Annotated in this window: 17 protein-coding genes and 2 pseudogenes; 2 read left to right on the forward strand and 17 right to left on the reverse strand. The window is 59.3% G+C overall.

Annotated elements, in window-relative coordinates; translation table 11 throughout:
• Positions 1 to 158 precede the first annotated feature (158 nt).
• Together AC0IYH_RS17545 and AC0IYH_RS17550 are read right to left on the reverse strand one after the other, a co-directional pair.
• Complete coding sequence (locus AC0IYH_RS17545; RefSeq protein ID WP_471835555.1) at positions 159 to 1,565, reverse strand: heavy metal sensor histidine kinase; 1,407 nt, start codon at positions 1,563 to 1,565, stop codon at positions 159 to 161.
• Positions 1,562 to 2,233: a heavy metal response regulator transcription factor gene (locus tag AC0IYH_RS17550; protein ID WP_116630225.1), complete on the reverse strand. Its 672-nt coding sequence runs from the start codon at positions 2,231 to 2,233 to the stop codon at positions 1,562 to 1,564. Before AC0IYH_RS17550 ends, AC0IYH_RS17545 begins: the two co-directional genes overlap by 4 nt.
• Before the next feature lie 146 nt (positions 2,234 to 2,379).
• Here AC0IYH_RS17550 and AC0IYH_RS17555 point away from each other — a divergent pair, with 146 nt between their 5' ends.
• Both AC0IYH_RS17555 and uraH read left to right on the forward strand, forming a co-directional pair.
• Positions 2,380 to 2,883 carry a heme-binding protein gene (locus tag AC0IYH_RS17555; protein ID WP_116630226.1) on the forward strand — a complete coding sequence of 168 codons (504 nt, stop codon included), beginning with the start codon at positions 2,380 to 2,382 and terminating at the stop codon, positions 2,881 to 2,883.
• 10 nt (positions 2,884 to 2,893) lie between these two features.
• A complete protein-coding gene (uraH, locus tag AC0IYH_RS17560) occupies positions 2,894 to 3,304 on the forward strand; it encodes a hydroxyisourate hydrolase (protein ID WP_116630227.1) in 411 nt (136 codons plus the stop codon).
• A 123-nt stretch (positions 3,305 to 3,427) separates the two neighbouring features.
• On the opposite strand, the pseudogene AC0IYH_RS17565 reads toward uraH, so the two are convergent.
• From AC0IYH_RS17565 to AC0IYH_RS17635, 15 genes and pseudogenes are all read right to left on the reverse strand, one after another.
• Positions 3,428 to 3,604, reverse strand: a pseudogene (locus AC0IYH_RS17565) (histone-like nucleoid-structuring protein, MvaT/MvaU family); the annotation flags it as partial.
• A gap of 127 nt (positions 3,605 to 3,731) precedes the next feature.
• Positions 3,732 to 4,913 (reverse strand): GGDEF domain-containing protein, encoded by a 1,182-nt coding sequence (locus AC0IYH_RS17570; protein ID WP_471835424.1) that lies wholly within the window; start codon positions 4,911 to 4,913, stop codon positions 3,732 to 3,734.
• A 128-nt stretch (positions 4,914 to 5,041) separates the two neighbouring features.
• Positions 5,042 to 7,090 (reverse strand): hybrid sensor histidine kinase/response regulator, encoded by a 2,049-nt coding sequence (locus AC0IYH_RS17575; protein WP_471835425.1) that lies wholly within the window; start codon positions 7,088 to 7,090, stop codon positions 5,042 to 5,044.
• Between the two features lie 256 nt (positions 7,091 to 7,346).
• A complete protein-coding gene (locus AC0IYH_RS17580; RefSeq protein ID WP_471835557.1) occupies positions 7,347 to 8,210 on the reverse strand; it encodes a methyl-accepting chemotaxis protein in 864 nt (287 codons plus the stop codon).
• Positions 8,211 to 9,371 (reverse strand): annotated as a pseudogene (locus AC0IYH_RS17585) (HAMP domain-containing protein); the annotation flags it as partial.
• Positions 9,372 to 9,779: 408 nt separating this feature from the next.
• A complete protein-coding gene (locus AC0IYH_RS17590; RefSeq protein WP_471835427.1) occupies positions 9,780 to 10,757 on the reverse strand; it encodes a LysR family transcriptional regulator in 978 nt (325 codons plus the stop codon).
• 51 nt (positions 10,758 to 10,808) lie between these two features.
• Positions 10,809 to 11,750 (reverse strand): peptidylprolyl isomerase, encoded by a 942-nt coding sequence (locus tag AC0IYH_RS17595; protein WP_116630232.1) that lies wholly within the window; start codon positions 11,748 to 11,750, stop codon positions 10,809 to 10,811.
• Positions 11,747 to 12,214 carry a YbjN domain-containing protein gene (locus AC0IYH_RS17600; protein ID WP_116630233.1) on the reverse strand — a complete coding sequence of 156 codons (468 nt, stop codon included), beginning with the start codon at positions 12,212 to 12,214 and terminating at the stop codon, positions 11,747 to 11,749. Before AC0IYH_RS17600 ends, AC0IYH_RS17595 begins: the two co-directional genes overlap by 4 nt.
• A gap of 19 nt (positions 12,215 to 12,233) precedes the next feature.
• Positions 12,234 to 12,860: a DNA repair protein gene (locus tag AC0IYH_RS17605; RefSeq protein ID WP_116630234.1), complete on the reverse strand. Its 627-nt coding sequence runs from the start codon at positions 12,858 to 12,860 to the stop codon at positions 12,234 to 12,236.
• Positions 12,861 to 12,878: 18 nt separating this feature from the next.
• Positions 12,879 to 14,579 (reverse strand): putative porin, encoded by a 1,701-nt coding sequence (locus AC0IYH_RS17610; protein ID WP_471835429.1) that lies wholly within the window; start codon positions 14,577 to 14,579, stop codon positions 12,879 to 12,881.
• Between the two features lie 42 nt (positions 14,580 to 14,621).
• Positions 14,622 to 15,326: an energy transducer TonB family protein gene (locus AC0IYH_RS17615; protein WP_471835431.1), complete on the reverse strand. Its 705-nt coding sequence runs from the start codon at positions 15,324 to 15,326 to the stop codon at positions 14,622 to 14,624.
• A 3-nt stretch (positions 15,327 to 15,329) separates the two neighbouring features.
• A complete protein-coding gene (locus AC0IYH_RS17620; protein WP_471835433.1) occupies positions 15,330 to 15,755 on the reverse strand; it encodes an ExbD/TolR family protein in 426 nt (141 codons plus the stop codon).
• A gap of 11 nt (positions 15,756 to 15,766) precedes the next feature.
• Positions 15,767 to 17,566, reverse strand: a complete 1,800-nt coding sequence (locus AC0IYH_RS17625; RefSeq protein WP_471835434.1) for a DUF2341 domain-containing protein — start codon at positions 17,564 to 17,566, stop codon at positions 15,767 to 15,769.
• A 24-nt stretch (positions 17,567 to 17,590) separates the two neighbouring features.
• Positions 17,591 to 19,171, reverse strand: a complete 1,581-nt coding sequence (locus AC0IYH_RS17630; RefSeq protein ID WP_471835435.1) for a ShlB/FhaC/HecB family hemolysin secretion/activation protein — start codon at positions 19,169 to 19,171, stop codon at positions 17,591 to 17,593.
• A 56-nt stretch (positions 19,172 to 19,227) separates the two neighbouring features.
• Positions 19,228 to 19,821, reverse strand: a complete 594-nt coding sequence (locus tag AC0IYH_RS17635; protein WP_471835558.1) for a transposase — start codon at positions 19,819 to 19,821, stop codon at positions 19,228 to 19,230.
• Positions 19,822 to 19,836 lie beyond the last annotated feature (15 nt).

Genomic DNA, 19,836 nt, shown 5'->3' on the forward strand with positions numbered 1-19,836 from the left:
GGTTAGCGCGTACTCCGATTATTTGATGAGCCAGAGGATTTGTCCGCAAGACGCCTTACCATTTTTCAGGCTGCGCTATGCTGAGCGCAGCTGGTGGAAGCCTTACAAGGAAATGGCAGGATTTTGCTCCAGACGCATGTCCCGCCTCATCCGTCGCCTCACTCGATAATTCGCCTGGATTCAATCTGGCTTGCTACCGAGCCCATTGCAGGAAACTCCAAACGAAAGCTCGTTCCAGACGAATTGCTGTCTACGCTTACCCGACCGCCATGCAACTGTATAATTGAGCGAACGATTGCTAAACCTAATCCCCCGGAATCGTCCGGTTGACTACGTGACGGATCGCACCGGTAGAAGCGCTCAAACAGTCGAGGGAGATGTTGCGCTGAAATCGGCTGGCCCAGGTTATGCACAGTAATTTCAACCCTGTCCCCCAACGCCACACTGCTAATGGTGACTGCCGTAGCAGCAGAGCCATAACGCAGCGCGTTGGCCAGCAAGTTGGCCAGTGCTCGACGGATCAAAGCAGGATCAGCACGCAATTGATCATGGGCCTGATTGATCAGCGTCACATCACGTTCTTGCGCCACACCTTCAAAATACTCACACAGTTGCTCCACTAGATCGTGCAGGTTGATGAGCTCATTACTTACAGATGCATGCGACTGCTCGGTACGAGCGAGAAACAGCATGCTGTCGATCATTCGCGCCAAACGCTCATACTCTTCCTGATTGGAAACCAGCAAGTTTTGATAGTCTTCGATTGAACGACAATGCCTCAGGGCTTGCTGGGTGTGCCCCATCAGATTAGTGAGCGGAGTGCGCATTTCATGGGCGAGATCCTCCGAGAATCGTGATAGCTGGGCGAACCCCTCTTCGAGGCGTGCAAGCATCTGATTAAGCGCTTGGCTGAGTGCTTGTAGTTCACTCAGTTCATTGAACTCATCCAGCCGCAGATGCAGATGGTGTACATCAATTGCGGCCGCGCGCTTCGCCAGCAGGCGCACAGGTCGTAAGCCTCGCTGACTGACCCACCCGCCGAGCACAAAAGCCAGCAGCGCCCCGACCGACATCGCGAGCCAGAGCTTGAGTCGGTAAGCCCCCAGCATCTGCTCACGCTCGCTCAACAACTTGCCGGCAATCAGGGTCAAGCCGCGGTCACCCTGCATGACGTGTTGCCAGGCAAGCCGCACTGACAGCGAAGAGTCTCCGTCACTCAGCTGAGCCTGGGCTGCAGCCGGTAACGTGGGCAAGCTCATGCTGACGGGGTTGATTTCGATCAGCACCTGGCCCGTGTCATCGATAATCCACAGCAGGTTGTCGCGATTGCCCAGCATATTTTCGTATAGCTTGGGCCGATTTCTGAGTTGCTCGACGCTGACACTGTCGTTGATCAACGCCTGCATGCGCTCCAGGCGCCCGAGCAGGGCCTGGTCATCGCGCCAAGCGATTTCTCGCTGTAACGACTGATAAAGATAAAAACCAATGGAGCCCAGCAGCAGCGCACTGACTAATGCGAACATGACCGCCAGGCGCAAGCTCAGGGCACGCGGGAACAGTTTCAGGATTGCACCTCAAGCATGTAGCCGATGCCACGCACTGTGTGTATCAATTTGAGCGGATAAGGATCGTCAACCTTGGCGCGCAGTCGCCGAATGGCGACGTCGACCACATTGGTATCACTGTCAAAGTTCATCTGCCAGATTTGCGATGCAATCGAGGAGCGCGACAGCACCTCCCCTTCCCGACTGACTAACAGGTGCAACAGGGCAAACTCCTTGTTGGTCAGGGTCAGGCGTTCACCCTGACGCGTGACCTTACGCCGCAACAGATCCACGCTCAGGTCTGCCACCAAGAACTGCTCGACCTCACGGGGCGGCCCCCTGCGCAGCAGAGTACGTACGCGCGCCAACAACTCGGCATAGGAAAAGGGTTTGACCAGGTAATCATCGGCCCCTGACTCAAGCCCCTTGACCCGATCCGCCACAGAGTCCCTGGCGGTAAGAAAAAGCACCGGGGTTTGCCATTTGCGCCGAATAATCTGAAGCAACTGCCACCCGTCCAGGCCCGGCAGCATGACGTCCAGGATGATCAGGTCGAACTCACTTTCCTGCGCCAGATACTGGCCCTCCAGGCCATCCAGGGCGACCTCAACCACATAGCCCGATTCAGTCAGGGCTTTGTGGAGGTAATCCGCTGTTTTCGCTTCATCTTCAACGACCAGGATACGCATCTTTTCCTCCAGAACTGGAGTATAGGCTAGCGCGCCTGACGGTTTTGGCACATTACATCTTGGTAATCATCAGGCAATCATTCTGACGCAGTGCACGGATCATGATGTCTGGCGATGACTCAGCCAGACAAAACAAAGGAAAAAACATGCGTATAAGCCTATCGACCTCATTGCTGATGTCACTCGCAATGAGCTCTGCGCTTGCTGTTGCAGCACCGGATCAAGTTGTGCAGCGCAACGACGTGTCACTGGCATTGGCCAATGATTTGCTAGATGCCGCGCTGGCAGCGTGTCATGCCGATGGCCGTACGGGTGTTGCGGCAATTGTCGACCGTGGGGGCAATTTAGTCGCCTTGCAACGCGACGATAACGTTGGCCCACACAACACATTAGCCGCCCAACGTAAGGCCTATACCGCCCTATCGACCAAGACGCCAACACGACTATTGGCAGAACGTGCTCGCAGTACACCCGATGCTGAAAACCTCAACACCCTGGATGAGCTATTGCTGCTGGGCGGCGGAGTGCCGTTGGTGTTTGAAGGGCAAGTCATTGGCGCTATCGGAGTGGCCGGTGCCGGTGGGGCAGCATTCGATGAAGGTTGCGCATTAGTCGCTATCAACAAAATTTTACCTGCCGTTAAAAACTAAGGACATCATCATGACTGTATTAAAAGCTCTCTTCGCCGGCGTTGTATTGAGTGTCGTATCGTCACTGGCACTGGCGGCAGCCAACCCGCTCAGCGTGCATGTACTCAACTTACAAGATGGTTTACCGTCCCCGGGTGTCAATGTCACGCTGGAAAAACAGGACGGCAAGAACTGGAACATGCTCAACAGCGCAGCGACAAACGAGCAAGGTCGTATTCCCGGTCTGTACCCCGATGGTCAGGCCCTGCAGAAAGGCACCTACCGCGTCACCTTTAAAACCGGTGAGTGGTTCAAAGCGCACAACGTCTCAAGTTTCTTTCCGGAAGTACCGGTCATTTTTGAGGTAGACGGTGCCGTTGCGCACTACCACATCCCATTACTGCTCAGCCCCTACGGTTTCTCTACCTACAGAGGTAACTGAGTTTCTAGCCAACAGAGATCTCAGTCAGCCGGATGGGTAGCGATTTTATTGTGCACGTGCCGGCGCACGAAGAGTTAAGCCAAAAAAAAGGGCCTTCAAGGGGCCCTTTGTACTCACCTGAAATTACTTGGAGAGCCAAGACTCTACTGTCGCGGCGCCGTGATCACTTTTCCACTGTTTCAAGCCTCCGTGGTTACCACCTTTTGTTTCGATGGTTTCACCGGTGTGTGGGTTCTCATAGACCTTCACCTGACGAGCTTTACGCGTACCTGTGTTCGGTGCGGATACCGGAGCGCGTCGACACTCCGCCCCCTGACTCGCAGAACCTTACTGCTCGCTTCGGGCCCGTCTCATCAGGCGCTTACGATCAATAAGGACGTGCAGGAGAATGATCATGCTGCCGGGAGGAAGTGCTTTAGCACTGCGGCTACCGCATTAGAGGCGCTTCATGCTGTTGGGGGGATGACTGCACGAGCTTCAAAGTATTGCGCCCTGATGCTTTAGCGTCATAAAGCGCCGCGTCCGCCTTGGCTAGCACGGCGGCTGTCGTATCGTCGTCATTGGGCACCACACAGCAAACACCCATACTGATGCGCAGAGAAATGGTTGCCTCACCATATTGAGCTGGTGACTGGGCCAAAGATTCGCGCAGCTCATCCAATACAGCAAAGGCCCCTTCAGGATCAGTGCTGGGTAGCAAGATCAAAAACTCCTCACCGCCATAACGACCAATACTGTCGGAATGACGAAGTCGCTGGGTTAGATGATTGGCGCAGTGGCTAATCACTTCGTCTCCCGCCAGATGGCCATACCTGTCGTTGATCTGTTTGAAGTGATCGATATCGACCATAGCGACTGCCAGGCTGGAACCCTCTCGTCGTGCACGTTCCAAATCCGTCGAAAACTGCTCAAGGATGGCTCTACGATTCAGGATACCGGTCAGCACATCTCGCAGCGCCATGTGCTGAAGCAAAGACTCGCTACGCTCTTTAGCCAGGAGCACCAAGCCGAGGGAGATCATCATCGCGGTGAACGTACCGATACTTACCGACAGTGTTTGCTTGAGGTTGCTTACGTCATAACGCATTTGCGCAGCACCTCCGCCAAGCACCGCGACAACCCGCATTCCCAAACCGATCAGGCTGATACTCGATCCGATGATCAACAACATGCGTGCACGACCTTGGGCGGGAATGTGCCGGCGCGTCCAGTAGATAATCAATGAACACTGCACCATCAACACGAGCGTCGCAGCGAGCATTCGCGGTTCCAGCGTGTCGATCAAACTGACCATCAACACCAGCATCAATGCTGCTGGAGCAAACACTCGCCACCAGGCGACAGGAAGCTCGACAATCCGAAAAACACTGGCCCCATAAAAGGCCAGTGCGACTGCCAGCAGGGTGTTGGCGGCGCCGTAGGTCAACCACAACGGTGCATGACCATAGAACGTATAGCCAATATAGGCCAAGGCGTGCGCTAACAAACCAAAGCCAATCGTTAGAAGACCGTCACGCTGGTTGAACTGTCCGACCAGGATTAAACAAAAAGCCATGATCGTTGCGACTAAAGCGACACAGGCAAACAGAGTGGGCGTATGGGCGATCATGGCGTCTCACCGAGTGCTGGCAGGAGTGGCTGATCGCAAGTTTAGTTGAGCGGTTCAAACGTCGGAAAGATGTTTTGCATCCAATATCCACTGATCACTCGCAACTGGCCGCGCCTTCGCAACGTGGACTATTCGACCAGGTCCGCCACCAGAGAAGTCAGAACATCCAGCCCAAATGGCTTCGTTAGAACATGCGTATTGGGTTCGAGATGGACGTCTTTTAATACAGCGCTTTCGGCGTAACCTGTGATGAAGAGGACAGGGAGATTGGGACGAGATTTGCGACCAGCCCCTGCCATCTGTCGACCGTTCATTCCACCTGGCAATCCGACGTCAGTAATGAGCAAGTCTACAGCCGCGTCAGACTGAAGAATTTTCAAGCCATCTACACCGTCAGCAGCCTCAAGCGTGGCATATCCAAGGTTACTCAGGACGTCAGCCACAAGCATCCGGATTGAAGGCTCGTCATCGACTATCAGTATGGTTTCCCGCTTTCGTCCAGAATGGTCATCACTGATATCAGCCTCGTCAGGATTTGGCATAACGTGGCCATCGTGGCGTGGCAGAAAAATCGATACGGTCGTTCCTCTACCCGGCGCAGATTCAACCTTGGTATCGCCACCGGACTGACGTGTAAAACCGAAAACCATTGAGAGTCCCAGGCCTGTACCTGTACCGAAAGGCTTGGTGGTAAAGAACGGCTCAAACGCTTTGGAGAGCGTCTCAGCAGTCATACCCGAGCCGTTATCCGAAATAGATATACGAAGGTATCGACCGGGTACGATTTCATGATCGAGTTCGTCATTTCTTTCAAGCCATTCATTGGACGCCGATATGACTATTCGCCCCCCGTCAGGCATCGAGTCACGCGCATTCAGACAGAGGTTGAGTAACGAGTTCTCCAACTGGGCAGAGTCAATCAACGCAGGCCACAATCCCTCCATCTCTTTGACGTCGATGCTAATCGAAGGCCCAACAGCCCGTGAAATGAGTTCGACCATTCCCTCGATAAGCGCCTTCACATCAGTTAGCTGAGGTGTCAGTGTTTGGCGTCGAGAAAACGCCAAAAGGCGATGAGTAAGCGCGCTCGCCCTTTTGACAGCACTCTGGGCAACAGCAAGGTACTTATCAACATCTGCTGAGCGCCCTTGAGCGAGCCGAGTCTGCATCAATTCCAGACTGCCCGAGATGCCCGCTAAAATGTTATTGAAGTCGTGTGCGATGCCCCCAGTGAGCTGGCCCACCACTTCCATTTTTTGCGAGTGACGCAAGGTTTTCTCGATGTTCTCACGTTCACTTACGGCAACAAGAATCCGCTGCTCGAGGGTCTGGTTAAGTTCCTTGAGTGCGTCCTCGGCTTTTTTCCTGTCTGTCACGTCGATTGACGAGCCGATCAGTCCGATGACCTCGCCGCTCTCATCAAACAGGGGTGCCTTGGCCGACAGCCATGTAGCGGCAGAGCCATCAGCAAGCCGGACCTCCTCCTCAACTTGCTCTGATACACCACTCTCCATAATTCTTCGATCTGTCGCCATGATTACGCGACCCTGCTGCGGGTCATCCAGATACTCGACATCTGTTTTGCCAATGTAAAACTCAGGACTTTTACCGATCAGCTCGGTCGTACCCTGGTTAGCTACAAGCATCCTGCCTTGCCGATCTTTCGCAAACACTACGCCTGGGACTGCGGCAGTGAACGTTCGCAGCAGCGTGTTGAGCCTGTCGCGTTCGGCCTCTGCTACCCGCCGCGCTTCGATATCAATAAGGACGCCAGGAAAGCGCAGCGGTTTGTGATCCTCATCGAGTTCCACACGCCCATTTGCTTCAACCCATCTGTAAACACCATCGCTTTGCAAAACGCGATATTCGCAGCGGTAGGCACCCCCTCTTCCGAGCGCATCGGTCATTTTGCTTTGCACGTGCGCAAAGTCATCCGTATGAATAGAGGCCGTGACCAGTTCCAGCGGCAACCCTTTTAAACATAGGTCAGGCGAAAGACCGAATGAACGCGCGAAGCGTTCATCTGCGGTAAAGCGATCTGCTGGCACATCCCAAACCCACGTACCAATGATGGCACCTGCATCAAGTGCCAGTTGAAGCCGTTCAGATGCCTGCTGAGCCTGCTGGTAGAGATCTGCATAGTCGATGGGAATACCATCAATGGCATCGTGATTCATTGCTTTCAACCTGTCTCAACCAAGCGCTTGGAAGCTTGGCAATACGTTTATTTTTAGAGGCGTGGGAGCATTATTCAGGTATCACCAGTAATCAATATGGCGTCACTGTATTTACATCGACTAGCCTTTACCTGAGAAGGTTTAAAAATTAATTCGTACTCGCTCGATTGGAACAGAGATTGAGCAGATAAGCACCAGCATAAGCCCGCAAACAAAGACTCGGGGAGCCAACAAGTTGGGCTCCCTCCTTGTCGCGTTACAGCTTGAAACGCGCAACGACCGTACGCAGTTCCCCTGCCAGCAGCGAGAGCTCCTGCGCAGTCACAGCGTTGTCCTCTATGCCTTCCATCAGCGCCACACTGCCGTTACGAATCTCGGTCACATTGCGATTGATATCCTCCGAGACCGCATGCTGCTGAACCGCCGCGCTGGCTATCTGGGTGTTCATGCCGACGATTTGCTCAACGCCGTCATTGATTGCATCCAGGCTGGTCGAGGCCTGATCAGCCGACTCGATGCATTCCTGCGCGCGGAGTCTGCCCGCTTTCATTTGCTCGACGGCGTCGCCTGTCGCCAGTTGCAGCTCCTGGATAATCCGGCGGATCTCTTCGGTGGAGTTTTGTGTGCGCGAGGCCAGCGTTCTGACCTCGTCGGCGACCACCGCGAATCCTCGACCCTGCTCACCGGCGCGGGCCGCCTCAATGGCCGCGTTCAGCGCCAGCAGGTTTGTTTGATCAGCAATGTTACGGATCACCTCAATAACGCCGCCAATTTGCTGGCTGTGTTGCGCAAGCGCCGAAACCTTTTGCGCACTGCGCTCCACCTCATCGGCCAAGGCTTCAATAGTCACGCGGGTCTCCTGCATCTTCGCCAGGCCGGTGTTGGAGGACTGGCTGGCGTGCTCTGCGGCGTGGGCGGCGCCCTCGGTGTTTTGCGCCACGTCCGCAACGCTGGTGGTCATCTCGTTGATAGCCGTAGCGACTTGTTCGGTTTCGCTTTGCTGTGCGCTCATCGCGCGTTTAGCCCGGTCAATCGACACCCCAATGCGCTGCGCCGCATCGGAGACCGATTGTGAACTGCGTTCGACCTGAGCCAGCGAAGAGCTAAAGGCCTGCACCATATGGTTAAGGCCGTTGCCCACATCGGCCATTTCATCTTTGCCACGCACTTGAATGCGCACGCTCAGGTCGCCCTGAGCAATCAGTTGGGTGGCAATCAACACATCGTTGATAGTGCGACGCATGGCGCTGTAGATGCCGCTGAACACATACACCAGCAACAGGCCAAGAACGACAAACATGCCGAGAATGAATAGGCGTTCCGACGTTTTTTCCTGAACTCGGCGTTCAAGCGCATTCAGCAGTGCGTCTTGCAGCGTGTCTTGCGCTTTGTACAACTCAGCCACCACCGCATTGCCCTTGCCCGGCAAGTTCTGCGCGCCGCTGATGATGTCGCTTGGCGCGTCAATCAATACTTCGAGGTCGGCGCGGAAGCTGTCCAGGCTGGTAAAAGCACGGGTGATCGGCGCCTGAATACTGTCGGCGAGGGCGGGTTCTCTTCTACGCAAAAGTGCCAGGCTTTGCTGCAGTTCTTTATGGATGAGTAACTCGTTTTTGAGCATCGACTTGATGACGCTGCGCGTACCCGCATTCAACGTTTGCCCGTCATGCAGCCCGCTGGCCAGCCCGCGCAATTGCCCGACGATATTGATTTGTCGTGGCAGCCTCAAGGTGCTCTGATCGATCATGAACAACGATGCGTAATCTTCATCCAGCACCATGCCCGACGTGGCCGATACGTAGTATACGAAGTTCAACGTCTCGGTGAGCTGATCGTTCCAGTCGTCGAAGGTCGCGCCCTGGTTGGCATCCGCTTTCGCCAGCTCAATCAAACGCTGCGCCCCAGCGTGCAGACGCTGCACTCGATCACCGGTTTCCAGCTGCGTGTTGAGCTGCCGGTCGGTTGCGGCCAGTTTCGAAAATGCGTCCTCCAACTTCAACTGGTTGGCCGATAGATCGGCTTGAGCGCTTCTGTCACCGCTGAGCAAGCGGTTGGTGAGGGCGCGTTGCAACATCGATAAACGCAGTACAGGCGTTACGTCCAACAGATAGCGCTGGCCCAGTTGCTCCGAGCGAATGACCTCAAGGCTTGCGTTGATCTGATGGATAACGCGAGTACCGAGCAGAAACAGAGGGATCAGCACGATGATGGCGAGCACAGCGAACTTCGTGGAGAAGCGTAATCGGTCGGCCAGGTGTACGGCAGGAGCAAGGATGTTCATGGAGTTCTCACAGCCCGGAATGGGACGGTTTGCAGTTGATGTGTAGTTGAGAACACTCCATTTTCTCGAATGCCTGGCTCTGTCTGGCTCATTCGGCTAATCACGTTTATGTAATTAAACGTTTCAGACATCCTGTCGGCATTGAGATTGAGAACTTTATGAAAAGTTGTACAGATATTTATTTTTGTACAACTTAGGAACGTCTGGAAAGCAGTGATGTCGCAGAGCCATCATTGCTTGAGGGGGAGCTTCTGACAGCCGCTTGCTTGCGCCAATAAAGGCATGACCCTACTGTCGCCGCCCCCGGATTGCTTTTAAAAAGCGGTCACACGACAACTACCCTGACACCGGGGGGGGGGGAACCACAACTAGCCGTTAGCTGAATAACGGATATGTACCCCGGCCCAATCAATCAAACCACTCCCGCCGCCCCTCAAACGTCCCCACAATCAACTCCACAACCCCCCGCACCGCCTCCACATCCCGCACCTGCGCATTCACCGCCAGCCACACTTGGCGCTGCATGCTCTCACCCAACAACCCCGGCAACGCCACCAACCCCCGGTCAAAGCTGCTCATATAATGCGGTAGCAGGCCGATGCAGGCGCCGCAGCGGATCATCTCCAGCATCAGCGAATAAGCCTGCACCTGCACCACCGCCGCCAGCCGCTGTTGCACCACCTGGTTCCACGGCTGCAACGCGTCGACCTGCGCATCCGGCTGCCACTGCACCAGCATGTAGTCAGTCAAGTCCTCCACACTGTCCGGCCGTGTGGTCAGGCGCGAGTAGCGCTTGGCGATGTGCGGCAGGTAGTGCAGGCGCGCCAGGGCCCGAGGCGGCTCGGTGGCGAAGCTCGGACCGGGCAGCGGGCCGTCACCGTCCGCCAGCCACAGCACCACATCCACATCCACCGCCTGCAGCGACAATTGGCTGTCGAGGGAGATGATCTCCAGGCGCACGCTGGCATTGCGCCGCAGCAAGGCGATCAGGTCGCGACCGAGGATGTCATGCAGGATCGGCTCGGCCACCGCCAAGCGGATCAGCGGCTGCTCGACCACCGGCAGGCGCCGTGCGTGGGCCAGGGCAACCAGTTGCGCCTGCAATTGCTGGCCGTCGCGACTGAGCACCAGGCCGTTGCCCTGGTAGCAGAACAACGCATGCCGCACTTGCTCCTCGAGCTGCGCCAGGCGCTTGCGCAGCAGGGTCGCCTTGATATTCAGGCTGCGCGCCGCCTGCATGAAACAGCCGCAGCGCGCACTCACCAGGAAGTAGCGCACTACCTCCGGGTCAATCTCGTTTGCCAGGGCCTCCCAGTTGCTGCGCGACCCGGCAGGTGCCCCATAGGACGAAGGCCCCGGTTGGCCGGACGGTTCCAGTAATGCCATGTGAGACTCCCTGTCTTGTCGGTCGGTGCATCCAATGCGGGTTGATACGGGTTACTCCAGCACTTTGTTCAACTCGGCGCCGTCGATGCTCAAGGTCGCGGTGTTGAGCATGCCTTCCAGGTAGGCCTTGGCGATCTGCTCCTGACGCTGGGCGCGCAAGGCTTCGGTCAGGCGTGGGCGCAGTTCGTCGAGGCTGGCAGTGCGCGCCGGTTGCTGGCCGGTGAGCTTGAGCACATGCAAGCCCGCCCCGCTCTGCACCACGTCCGATACGGCACCGACCTTGAGCCGTGAGACCGCCTCGCGCACTTGCGGCACCAGTTGCTGCAACGGCTGCATGCCCGAATCGCCACCGCGCGCGGCGGTCTCCGGGTCCTGGGAATATTGCGTGGCCAGGGCGGCAAAATCACCCGGTGCGGCCTGGGCGCGGCGGCTCAGTTCCTGGGCCTGGCGACGCACGGCATCGGCGCTTTGCGGGTCATTCACGGCGAGGAAAATCTGGCTCACCCGGTACATCGGCGGCGTGACCCATTGCGCCTTGCCACTGTCGTACGCCTGTTGCAGTTCGGCGGCACTCGGGTAATCGGCCGGCACCTGGCTGACCGACAGCATGTAGTCGCGAAACACGATCTGCTCCGTGGCGGCGCGGGTCTGCTGTTCCACCTCGGGGCGCTGGCGCCAGCCCTGGGCGTCGGCCTGTTCGAGCACGGCCTTTTGCGCCAGGCGTGAACGTAGCCAGGTTTCCAGCGCGCCACGGTTGCCGCGCAATTGCTCGCGGGACTCGGCCGGCAGGCTGGCGAGTACGCTGTTCAGCTCCGGCAGGTCGATTTGCTGGTTGCCCAGGCGCGCCACCGCCGGCCCGCTCGGTGCCGGGCTGAGCGCCGGCGCCGGCTGTTGCGCGGCCACCGGGTCGCTGCCCGGGCGCACGCTCAACCCCACCGCCACCACCAGCAAGGCCAGCGCACCCGCGCTGATCATCAGGGTTGGCTTCTTCACAGGACCGGTGCCTCTTCGTCAGCGGGCGCGGCCTGGGCCTGCAACTGTGCCGCCTGCTGGCTGTATTCACGCAGGTAGACAATGAATTCCTGCAACAGGCGGTCCCACAACTCCAGCTGGCTGCGCAGGTGCGATGCGCCCACGCCGGCGACCACCACGTCCATTTCCATCAACAGGAATTCGCCCTGCACCGACAACCGCGCAAAACGGCGTGAGGCGTTCCACACCTGGGCCAGGCCTTCGGGCAACTCGCCCTGAATTCGCAGCGCACAGCTATAGGTGAAATCCACATAGCCGCCCTGCTCTGCCGCCGGGTTGCCAAAGCGCACGGCAAAACCGATGCCCTGGCTGGCGCTGAGCAGTTGCACGATGCCGTTCTGTTCAGTCTGGTTCACGCGATAACCGGCCTCTTGCAGCAGCTCGGTGAGGCTCTGGGTGGTCACGCTGATGATCAATTCGTTCATGTTCGGTTCTTCCTTGTGATCAATGATTGACGCCCGCCTGGGGCGCATCGAAACGGCTCTTGTACAGATCGTCGCCAAAACCCTGGGCCAGTTCCTCGAACTTGACCCGCGCGCCACTGGCGAAGGGCTGGCGAATACTCATCACCTCGGCCACATCGATCTTTTCGTAGGCCGCGAGCAACTGCTGGGCCACGCCGTACATCTGTTGATTCTTGACTGAACATTGCTGCACTTGTGTGTCACGTTCGCTCAGTTGCGCCTGCAAGCGGGCGCGCTCGGCTTCCTTGCCCTTGGCCAGCACCAGCAGTTCGTCATAAGCCTTCTTGAACTTGCCGATCTGTTCGTTGCTCGCCGCCACCTGGGCTTGGGCCTGGCTGTGCAGGCTCTGTTGCTGGCCGGCCATTTGCTCGGCCACGCCACGGGTTTTCTCAAGCTCGGCGGTCAGTTGCTTGATTTGCGCCTGGGCCTGTTTGGCCTGGTTTTCGGCGGCGATACGCGCCGCGCTGGCCTGGGCCTGCTCGCTTTGCAGCGCCTGCAATTGCTGGGTGGTGCTGCGCAATTGCGTACGCAGGCGCTCCTCCATGCCTTCGGCCGACGCCGCCGTGGCGACGAACAGCAACAACAGCCCGCAGATTCGCGTGTTCATGTGGCATCTCCCTGCGCATCAAAAGCGCGTGTTGAGTTCCAGTTGCATCACATCCACTTCGAACGGCTGGCCATACACTTCGGACGCGCTCAACCAGCGCGCACTGGCGTAGATGTTCTTGTCGATGCCGTAGTTGCCGCCAATGAAGTAGCCCTTGGCGTTGGTGCCGCCCAGGTGGAATGAGGAGTCGTTGAAGCCGTCGGGCAAGGCGTCGGGCTGGATGTACTTGTAGCCGGCCAACACGTTCCAGTCGCCGCGCTTGCGCATTTCCAGGGCGCTGCCGAGGGTGAAGGAGACCATCAAGGCATTGCCGCCACTTTCAAACTGGCCCTTGCTGTTGATGTTGTTGACGATCTCGCCTTCGCTGCGCTTGAGCATCTCGTTCTTGTCGTAGGCCAGGTTATGAATGAAGTTGGCCTGGCTGCGCAGCTTGAAGTCGCTCGGCAGTTCGCTGTCCCAGACCAGGTTGAGGTCGAGCACGTTGAACTTGGAGGCCAGTCCGACGAACTGCGGGTCCGCGGTGGTGGCTGGCGTGGCCGGGTTGGTGGTGTTATTGCGCAGGTTGAACACCGTGTTGCCTTTTTGCATAAAGGCAACACGCGTGCCGTCGGTGTCGCAACCGGCAGCTCCGGCCCACGGAGAGCAAGGGCTGGAGCGCTCGCCCTCGATGTCCTGGAACTGGTAGTAGGCCGCGGCGAGTTTGAGGCGGTTAGCCCGGTTGATCTTCCAGTCGGCGCCAATCTGCCCGCCGAACAGCCACTTGGTTTCGCTGTCTTCCTTGTCGATTCCGTTGGAACTGGCAGTGTCGGAGGTGTACTCGACCGGGAACGCGCCGAGCGTGCCGAACAGGCCCCACTCGCTGTTGAGGCTGTGGTTGAAGATCGCCGCCACGCCGTCGAAGTTGAGGTCGTTGGAGTACATCATGTCGGTGGAGTAGAACGGATTGCCGATACGCCCGGCGGTCAGGGTCATGTCGTCGGTGGTCTTCCAGGTCAGGTAGCCCTGGTCGAGCCAGATGTCTTTTTTGCCGAAGCCGCCGCCCAGGGTCTGGGTGGTGGACACCGGGTTATTGTCCGAGCCGGTGGCGATGCGGATGCCGGCGGTCCAGTCCGGCGAAATCACTGCTTTCATGCCCAGGCGGGCGCGCAGGCGGAACAGGTTTTCGCGGTCCTCGCGGGTGTTGAGCAAGGGTGGGAACCGGGTGTTGGAGTTTTTGTTGACGTCGTAGGGGCCGGTGTCATTGAGCTTGGCGAAGTCAGTGATGTTGTTGCTGTTATTGCCCGAAAAGTAGCGCGATTCATCGCGCAGGCGGATGTCGCCATCAAAGCTGATACGCGAAATCCAGTCCGGGAACGTATTGGGCTGGGCCCAGTTTTCCTGCTTGGCGGTGGCCATGACCTCGGCTTTGACCTGGTCGCGGATCTGATCGCGTACCGCTTGCGGCACGTACTGCACGCGCACATCGCCCGGCGCTGCGGTCGGGCCGGCGGCCACCACCGGTGCGGCATTGGCCTGGCGCGCCTGCTGGGCTTCTTTTTCGGCCTGGGCAATCAGGCCATTGGCGGTGTCCTGGGTCAGCACGCCTTGCTGCACCAACAAACGGATCAGGTTGATGGTGACGTTTTCCGAGGGGGCGACCGGGGCTGCCGTCGCCTGGCCAACCAGGGTCGCGATGACCATGCCAACCGCCAGGGTCAGTCGATTCACGGGGGAAATCATGTGTACGCAACTCCTGTAAAAAACCGTTGAAAAAACCAAGGATCAATCCGGACGCCGGCCCTTGAGGGCCAAGCGCACGGGCAGCGTCATCGACGCCGGAGGTTTCTGGGTGGCACGTGGCGCACGCACCAGGGCGAGCATCTGGGCGTCGGTCTCGGCATCGCCGCTGGACTTGGCCACCACTGCCTTGGTGACCTCGCCTTCGGCGCCCAGCCACAGGTCTATCTGTATCGAAAACGCCTTCTTGCGCAGCTCCGGGTCCTCACGCATCAGGCGCTGGTAGGTACCGGCCAAATACTGTTTGTAAGTGCCGGTGCCCAAACCGCCGCCACCGCTGCCAGCCATGCCGCCGCCCTTGCCGGCGCCGATGTTGAAACCGTCATTGCCGGACTGGGCGTCGCCGTCGATCTGCATCGGGTTGGCCAAGTCTTCGTTAGGCGAAGGCGGTGCTTCCTCGGCCGGTTTAACCTCTTCGGGTTCGGGGCTGGGCACCGGCTCGGGGACTTTTTCTTCGACCTGCGGCTCGGGCTCCTTGGGTTTCTCCGGCGGTGGTGGCGGCGGCGGCGGCAACGGAATAATCGTCGGCACCTTGGGCGCTTCACGGCGCACGCCACTCATGTCATTGGCCCACTGCCACAAAAACCAGGCCGCCACCGCGCCCAGTAACAGGCCGGCGCCCCACTTCAGCGGGCGCAACGGTGGTTTCTTGTTCACGGGCAACGGCGTGATCGGGATCTGTGCGGTCATGGCTCAGTCCTGGCTCGGTTTGCCGGTGACCAGCCCGACCTGGGACAGCTCCAGCCGACGCAGCAAGTCGAGTACTTCGATCACCTTCTGGTACTGCACCATCGCGTCGCCGCGCACGATCACCGGGAAATCCGGGTTCAGCGCTTTCTCGATACGCAGGCGCTCTTCCAGCTCGCCGAGCGTCACCGGGTAGGCGTCGAGGAACACCTGGCCGCCGTCATTCACGGAGATGGCCTTGGTCTTGGCCTCCGACAACGACACCGAGGCGCTGGCCTTGGGCAGGTGAATCTGGATGCCCGAGACCTGGGCGGTGGCAGTGAGGATGAACATCACCAGCACCACCATCAGCACGTCCACCAGGGGCGTGATGTTGATACTGTCGACGGCGGCGTCATCGTCATCGTCGTGGGAGGCATTTACGGAAGCCATGGTGATTCTCCTCAGGCCGGAACCGCGGCGTGATGCTCGCGGCGGTGCGCGGCTTCGCTGTGCTGGCTCTCGCCGTGCATCTCCGCCAGGCGGGTGATGAACTCGTCGACGAACACGCGCATATCCGCGCTGACTTCCTTGTTGCGCGTGATCAGGCGGTTGTAGCCAAACAGCGCGGGGATCGCGACGAACAGGCCCATGGCCGTGGCCAGCAAGGCCGCCGCCATGCCCGGGGCGATGGCGTTGATGTTGACGTCACCGGCCATGGCCGTGCCGAGGAACACCACCATGATCCCCAGTACCGTGCCGAGCAGGCCGATGTACGGGCCGCCGGCGATGGCGTTGGACAGGGTCGAGAGTTTGGAACTGAGCTGCTGGTTTTCGCGGGTGCGCACACCGTCCATGGAGCAGCGAATGGCTTCGATGGTGGCGGCCGACACCGACGAGGTGTCGGCGCCCTGGGCGCGGCGGGTGCGGATCTCCTTCACCGCCACTAGGTACAGGCGCCACAGCGAGGAATGGGTCAGGCGTTCGCCCAGTTGCGCGTCGTCGGCGTACATCTCCAGGCGCGTACCGATCTGCGCAAAGTGCTCGCGGAAGATCTCGTTGGCACTGCTCACGCGGCTGACCTGGCGGTTCTTGCGCAGCATGATCACCCACGACTGGAACATCATCGCCACCAGCACCAGGATGATTACCCAGGCGTCCACCGGCACGGCGTTGAGCAGGAAGCCCAGGCTGCCGAAACCGAAGCCCGACTGTTCTTCATCGACGCCGTAGGCCACCAGTTTCGACTCGGCGCCCTGGGCACTCGCGTCGGCCAGCAACAGTGCGGCCGGGCGTGCGACCTTGGACAGGCGCAGCTCATCGATGGCGCCGGCGAATGGCAGGTGCGTGCTGGCGGTGTCCGGCAAGTCGGCGCCGACCGCCAGTTGCGAATTGAACGCCGGCAGGGCCACGGCGAGGGTCGCGGTTTCGCGGCCGTTCACATACAGGGTGATTTTTTCGCCCTCGGCAGTGAATGCCAGGTGCTGCCATTGGCCGGGGTTCAGCGGCTGGGTCGACACGGCGCGCTGGCCGTCGACTTCAATAAACGGCATGCCCTGGTTCAGCCCCAGTAACAGGCTATGGGGACCGTCGCGGCGGGCCAGCAGCACTTGCTCGCCACTGGCCTGGTCCAGCCGCAGCCAGGCACTGGCGGTGAACGCACCACCGGCGGCATGTTGCAGCGACGGACTGGCCGGCAGCAGCAACGGCTGGCCGCTGAACTGCAAGGCACGGCCGATCACGCCGTCGATGCTGGCGCCGGTAGCGTTCACCGAGGTGTTGGCGTAGGCCGTGGTGTCCCGTGCCGGTGTGCCGTTGGCGCCGTCAAAGTGGTAGAGCGCGGTGTAGTTCGGATCAAAGGTCAGCTGGCCGTTGGCCGTGGCCGGCGCTTTCTGGTTGCCGTAGTACATCCACAGGTCCTGGCGCTGGCCGCCTTCGACCTTGGGCACATCCACCCAGATCAGCGCCATGCCCATCAACGGGTCGAAGCTTTCGATCTGGTGGTTGAACACGATCTTGTCGTCGGCGCTCACAAAGCGCAGGTCGCTGCCGTCGTCCTTGACCCCGTCAAAGGTGAAATTGCCGGTGTGCAGGCGCACCAGCAGCGCGGTGCGGCCCAGGGCCTGGCTGATCGCCGCGCCTTGGGCGGTGGTGTCTACCGAGATCTGCTTGCGGTAGTGCCAGTCGTCTTGCCACCAGGCATGGGCGGTGGCCGGGAGCGCGAAGCCCAGGCAGATCAACAGGCTCAGGATTAGGCGTTGCATGGGTGAAATCTCCGGGAGAAAAAGTCAGAAAGTCGCCTGCACACTGAAGTGCAGTCGCGAGTCCTGTTTCTGGGTGTTCGGTCCATCGAGCAGCGGGTAGCCCCAATCCAGGCTGCCGGACAACCATTTGCTCAAACTGGCGCGGGTGCCCAGGCCGACACTGGCCAGGCTGTATTCGTCTTCCTGCTCGGGCAGCGGGTCGTGCAGGCGCATGCGTGCGCCTTCGGCGAAGGCATAGAAGCGCCACTCCTGCACGTAACTGCCGAGGAACTTGGCGAGCGACGGGGTGCGCAATTCCTGGGACAGCAGATACCCTTCGTCCCCCGTGCGCTCGGCCGCCAGGTAGCCGCGCACCGAGGTGGCGCCGCCGGCGGAATATTGCTCGTTGGACACCAGCGGTCCCGAGGCCAACTGGAAGCCGGCCTTGGAGGCGGACTGCCAATCGTTGGCGAAGGTGTAGGTGTAATTCAGGTCGCCCTTGAGCACGGCAAAACTGGCGCTGGCCTTGTAGCGCTTGTAGTCGAACTCCTCGGCGTCGCTGCCGTAGCCGAAGAACGCACGCGTGCCGACGATCAGGTTCAAGCCCAGGCCCAGTTGCGATTGCTCGGTGTAGCGATAGCCGTTGTAGCCGACGTTGAACGGCGCGTACTTGAGCGGCACCTGGTCGCTGCTGGAACCGAACTTCATCTCTTCGTCGAAATCCTTGAAGTCGATGCCGAACGAAAACGAATTGGCCCAGTTACCGGCGGCCGGCAGGCTGTAGATCGCCGCCACACCGTAGGAATGGCCCTTGCCCAGCACGTTGCTGCCGCCGATGGTGGCGATATTGCTGTCGGACTGGTACCCGGAGAACTGCAGGCTCCAGCGCTCGTTCAGCGGCGCGGTGTAGGAGCCCGACCAGACCTTGGCATTCTCGGTGTCCTGGGGCGCGGTGAAGTAGGTCAGGGAAATGCTGTGGCCCAGTTGCCAGAGGTTGTCGTAGCCGAGGGTCGCGACCGAGCGCAGCTTCTCGGTGTCGGCGCTGTAGTCGTTGTTCAGGCCGATGCTGGCGTGCCAGGGGTTCTGGTCCTCGACCTGCAGATCCACATCCATGGTGCCTGGGCGCTGGCCTTCACGCACCAGCGGCGTAACCTGGCGCCCGGCCCCACGGTTGAGGCCGGCGAGCTGGGTTTGCACCGTGGCGAAGTCCGGCACCGTGCCCTCCTCCAGGCCCGGCACTTGCTCGCGGATCTCCACCGGCGAGTAATGCTTGGCACCCACCACACGCACGCGGCCGACCTTGGTTTCGCTGACCTGCAGGTAGACGATGCCGTCATCGACCTTCTGCTCCGGCAGCTCGACAAACACCGACTGGTAACCGCGTGCCTGGTAGATTTTCTGCAGCGCATCACGGGCGCCTTCGATATCGCCCAGGGTCTTTTGCGGCCCGAGAAACGGGTACACCGCTTCTTCGATCGTCGCCGCGTCGAGCACGGTATTGCCGCGCACGAAGTACTCGTTGACGTCGACCTTGCGCGGCGCTTCCTCTTCGGCCAGCGCGGTTTGCGTCCAGCTCCCCAGCGTCACGCAACACAGCGCCAACGTTAATTTGAACAGATGCTCCACACCGCCCCCTGACCTTGTATTTTTATGCGTCGCCGTGTGTACGGCGTACGGCCTGCTCAATTGCTGGATATCGAGGTGCTGCCGTGCCGGGCCAGCCAGGTGTGCAACAGCGCGAAGTTCAAGGAGAACTCCGGCATGTGCAGCAAGGCGCCACAAAACACGTCACCGATGATTTTCTGGATAAGGTGCACCGCGCGCGGGTTGTCCAGCAGCGTGGCGATGTCGCGGGTGAGTACGTGGATGCTCCAGACCTTCTGGTTCAGGTCCAGGCCGACGAACCAGCGAAACAGCAGGTTGTAGTTGAGCTGTTCATGCAGTTGCTGTTCGCTGGGCACGGAATACAACAGCTGCAGCAGGAGGATCTGCAACACGGTCTGTGGTGCGATCGACATCGAGGCTTCGGCTGCCAGCCAGTCGCGATGCTGGTCGAGTACCTCGTCGATCTGCGGGCGCAGCAGCACCAGGGAATGGCCCGCCGGGATGTAGCTTGAGACTTCCTTCAAGGCGCCTTGCCAATCGTCCTGGGAGACGATCCACACCCACGGTGCGCCATAGCGATAGACCGACACCGGCTTCTTGCGCGCCGCTTCGACGATCTTTGACAGGCGCTGGTCGAGCTCCTGCATGCCGACTTTCGAGTAACGTTCCATAGTTCCCATCGCCCC

The organism is Pseudomonas sp. AC463 (assembly GCF_979253585.1).

What these genes read in the sequence shown, in the direction of transcription:
- AC0IYH_RS17550 (WP_116630225.1), bottom strand. Translation starts at nt 2,233, where the DNA reads ATGCGTATCCTGGTCGTTGAAGATGAAGCGAAAACAGCGGATTACCTC.
- AC0IYH_RS17555 (WP_116630226.1), top strand. Translation starts at nt 2,380, where the DNA reads ATGCGTATAAGCCTATCGACCTCATTGCTGATGTCACTCGCAATGAGC.
- uraH (WP_116630227.1), top strand. Translation starts at nt 2,894, where the DNA reads ATGACTGTATTAAAAGCTCTCTTCGCCGGCGTTGTATTGAGTGTCGTA.
- AC0IYH_RS17570 (WP_471835424.1), bottom strand. Translation starts at nt 4,913, where the DNA reads ATGATCGCCCATACGCCCACTCTGTTTGCCTGTGTCGCTTTAGTCGCA.
- AC0IYH_RS17575 (WP_471835425.1), bottom strand. Translation starts at nt 7,090, where the DNA reads ATGAATCACGATGCCATTGATGGTATTCCCATCGACTATGCAGATCTC.
- AC0IYH_RS17580 (WP_471835557.1), bottom strand. Translation starts at nt 8,210, where the DNA reads ATGGTGCAGGCCTTTAGCTCTTCGCTGGCTCAGGTCGAACGCAGTTCA.
- AC0IYH_RS17590 (WP_471835427.1), bottom strand. Translation starts at nt 10,757, where the DNA reads ATGGCATTACTGGAACCGTCCGGCCAACCGGGGCCTTCGTCCTATGGG.
- AC0IYH_RS17600 (WP_116630233.1), bottom strand. Translation starts at nt 12,214, where the DNA reads ATGAACGAATTGATCATCAGCGTGACCACCCAGAGCCTCACCGAGCTG.
- AC0IYH_RS17605 (WP_116630234.1), bottom strand. Translation starts at nt 12,860, where the DNA reads ATGAACACGCGAATCTGCGGGCTGTTGTTGCTGTTCGTCGCCACGGCG.
- AC0IYH_RS17610 (WP_471835429.1), bottom strand. Translation starts at nt 14,579, where the DNA reads ATGATTTCCCCCGTGAATCGACTGACCCTGGCGGTTGGCATGGTCATC.
- AC0IYH_RS17615 (WP_471835431.1), bottom strand. Translation starts at nt 15,326, where the DNA reads ATGACCGCACAGATCCCGATCACGCCGTTGCCCGTGAACAAGAAACCA.
- AC0IYH_RS17620 (WP_471835433.1), bottom strand. Translation starts at nt 15,755, where the DNA reads ATGGCTTCCGTAAATGCCTCCCACGACGATGACGATGACGCCGCCGTC.
- AC0IYH_RS17625 (WP_471835434.1), bottom strand. Translation starts at nt 17,566, where the DNA reads ATGCAACGCCTAATCCTGAGCCTGTTGATCTGCCTGGGCTTCGCGCTC.
- AC0IYH_RS17635 (WP_471835558.1), bottom strand. Translation starts at nt 19,821, where the DNA reads ATGGAACGTTACTCGAAAGTCGGCATGCAGGAGCTCGACCAGCGCCTG.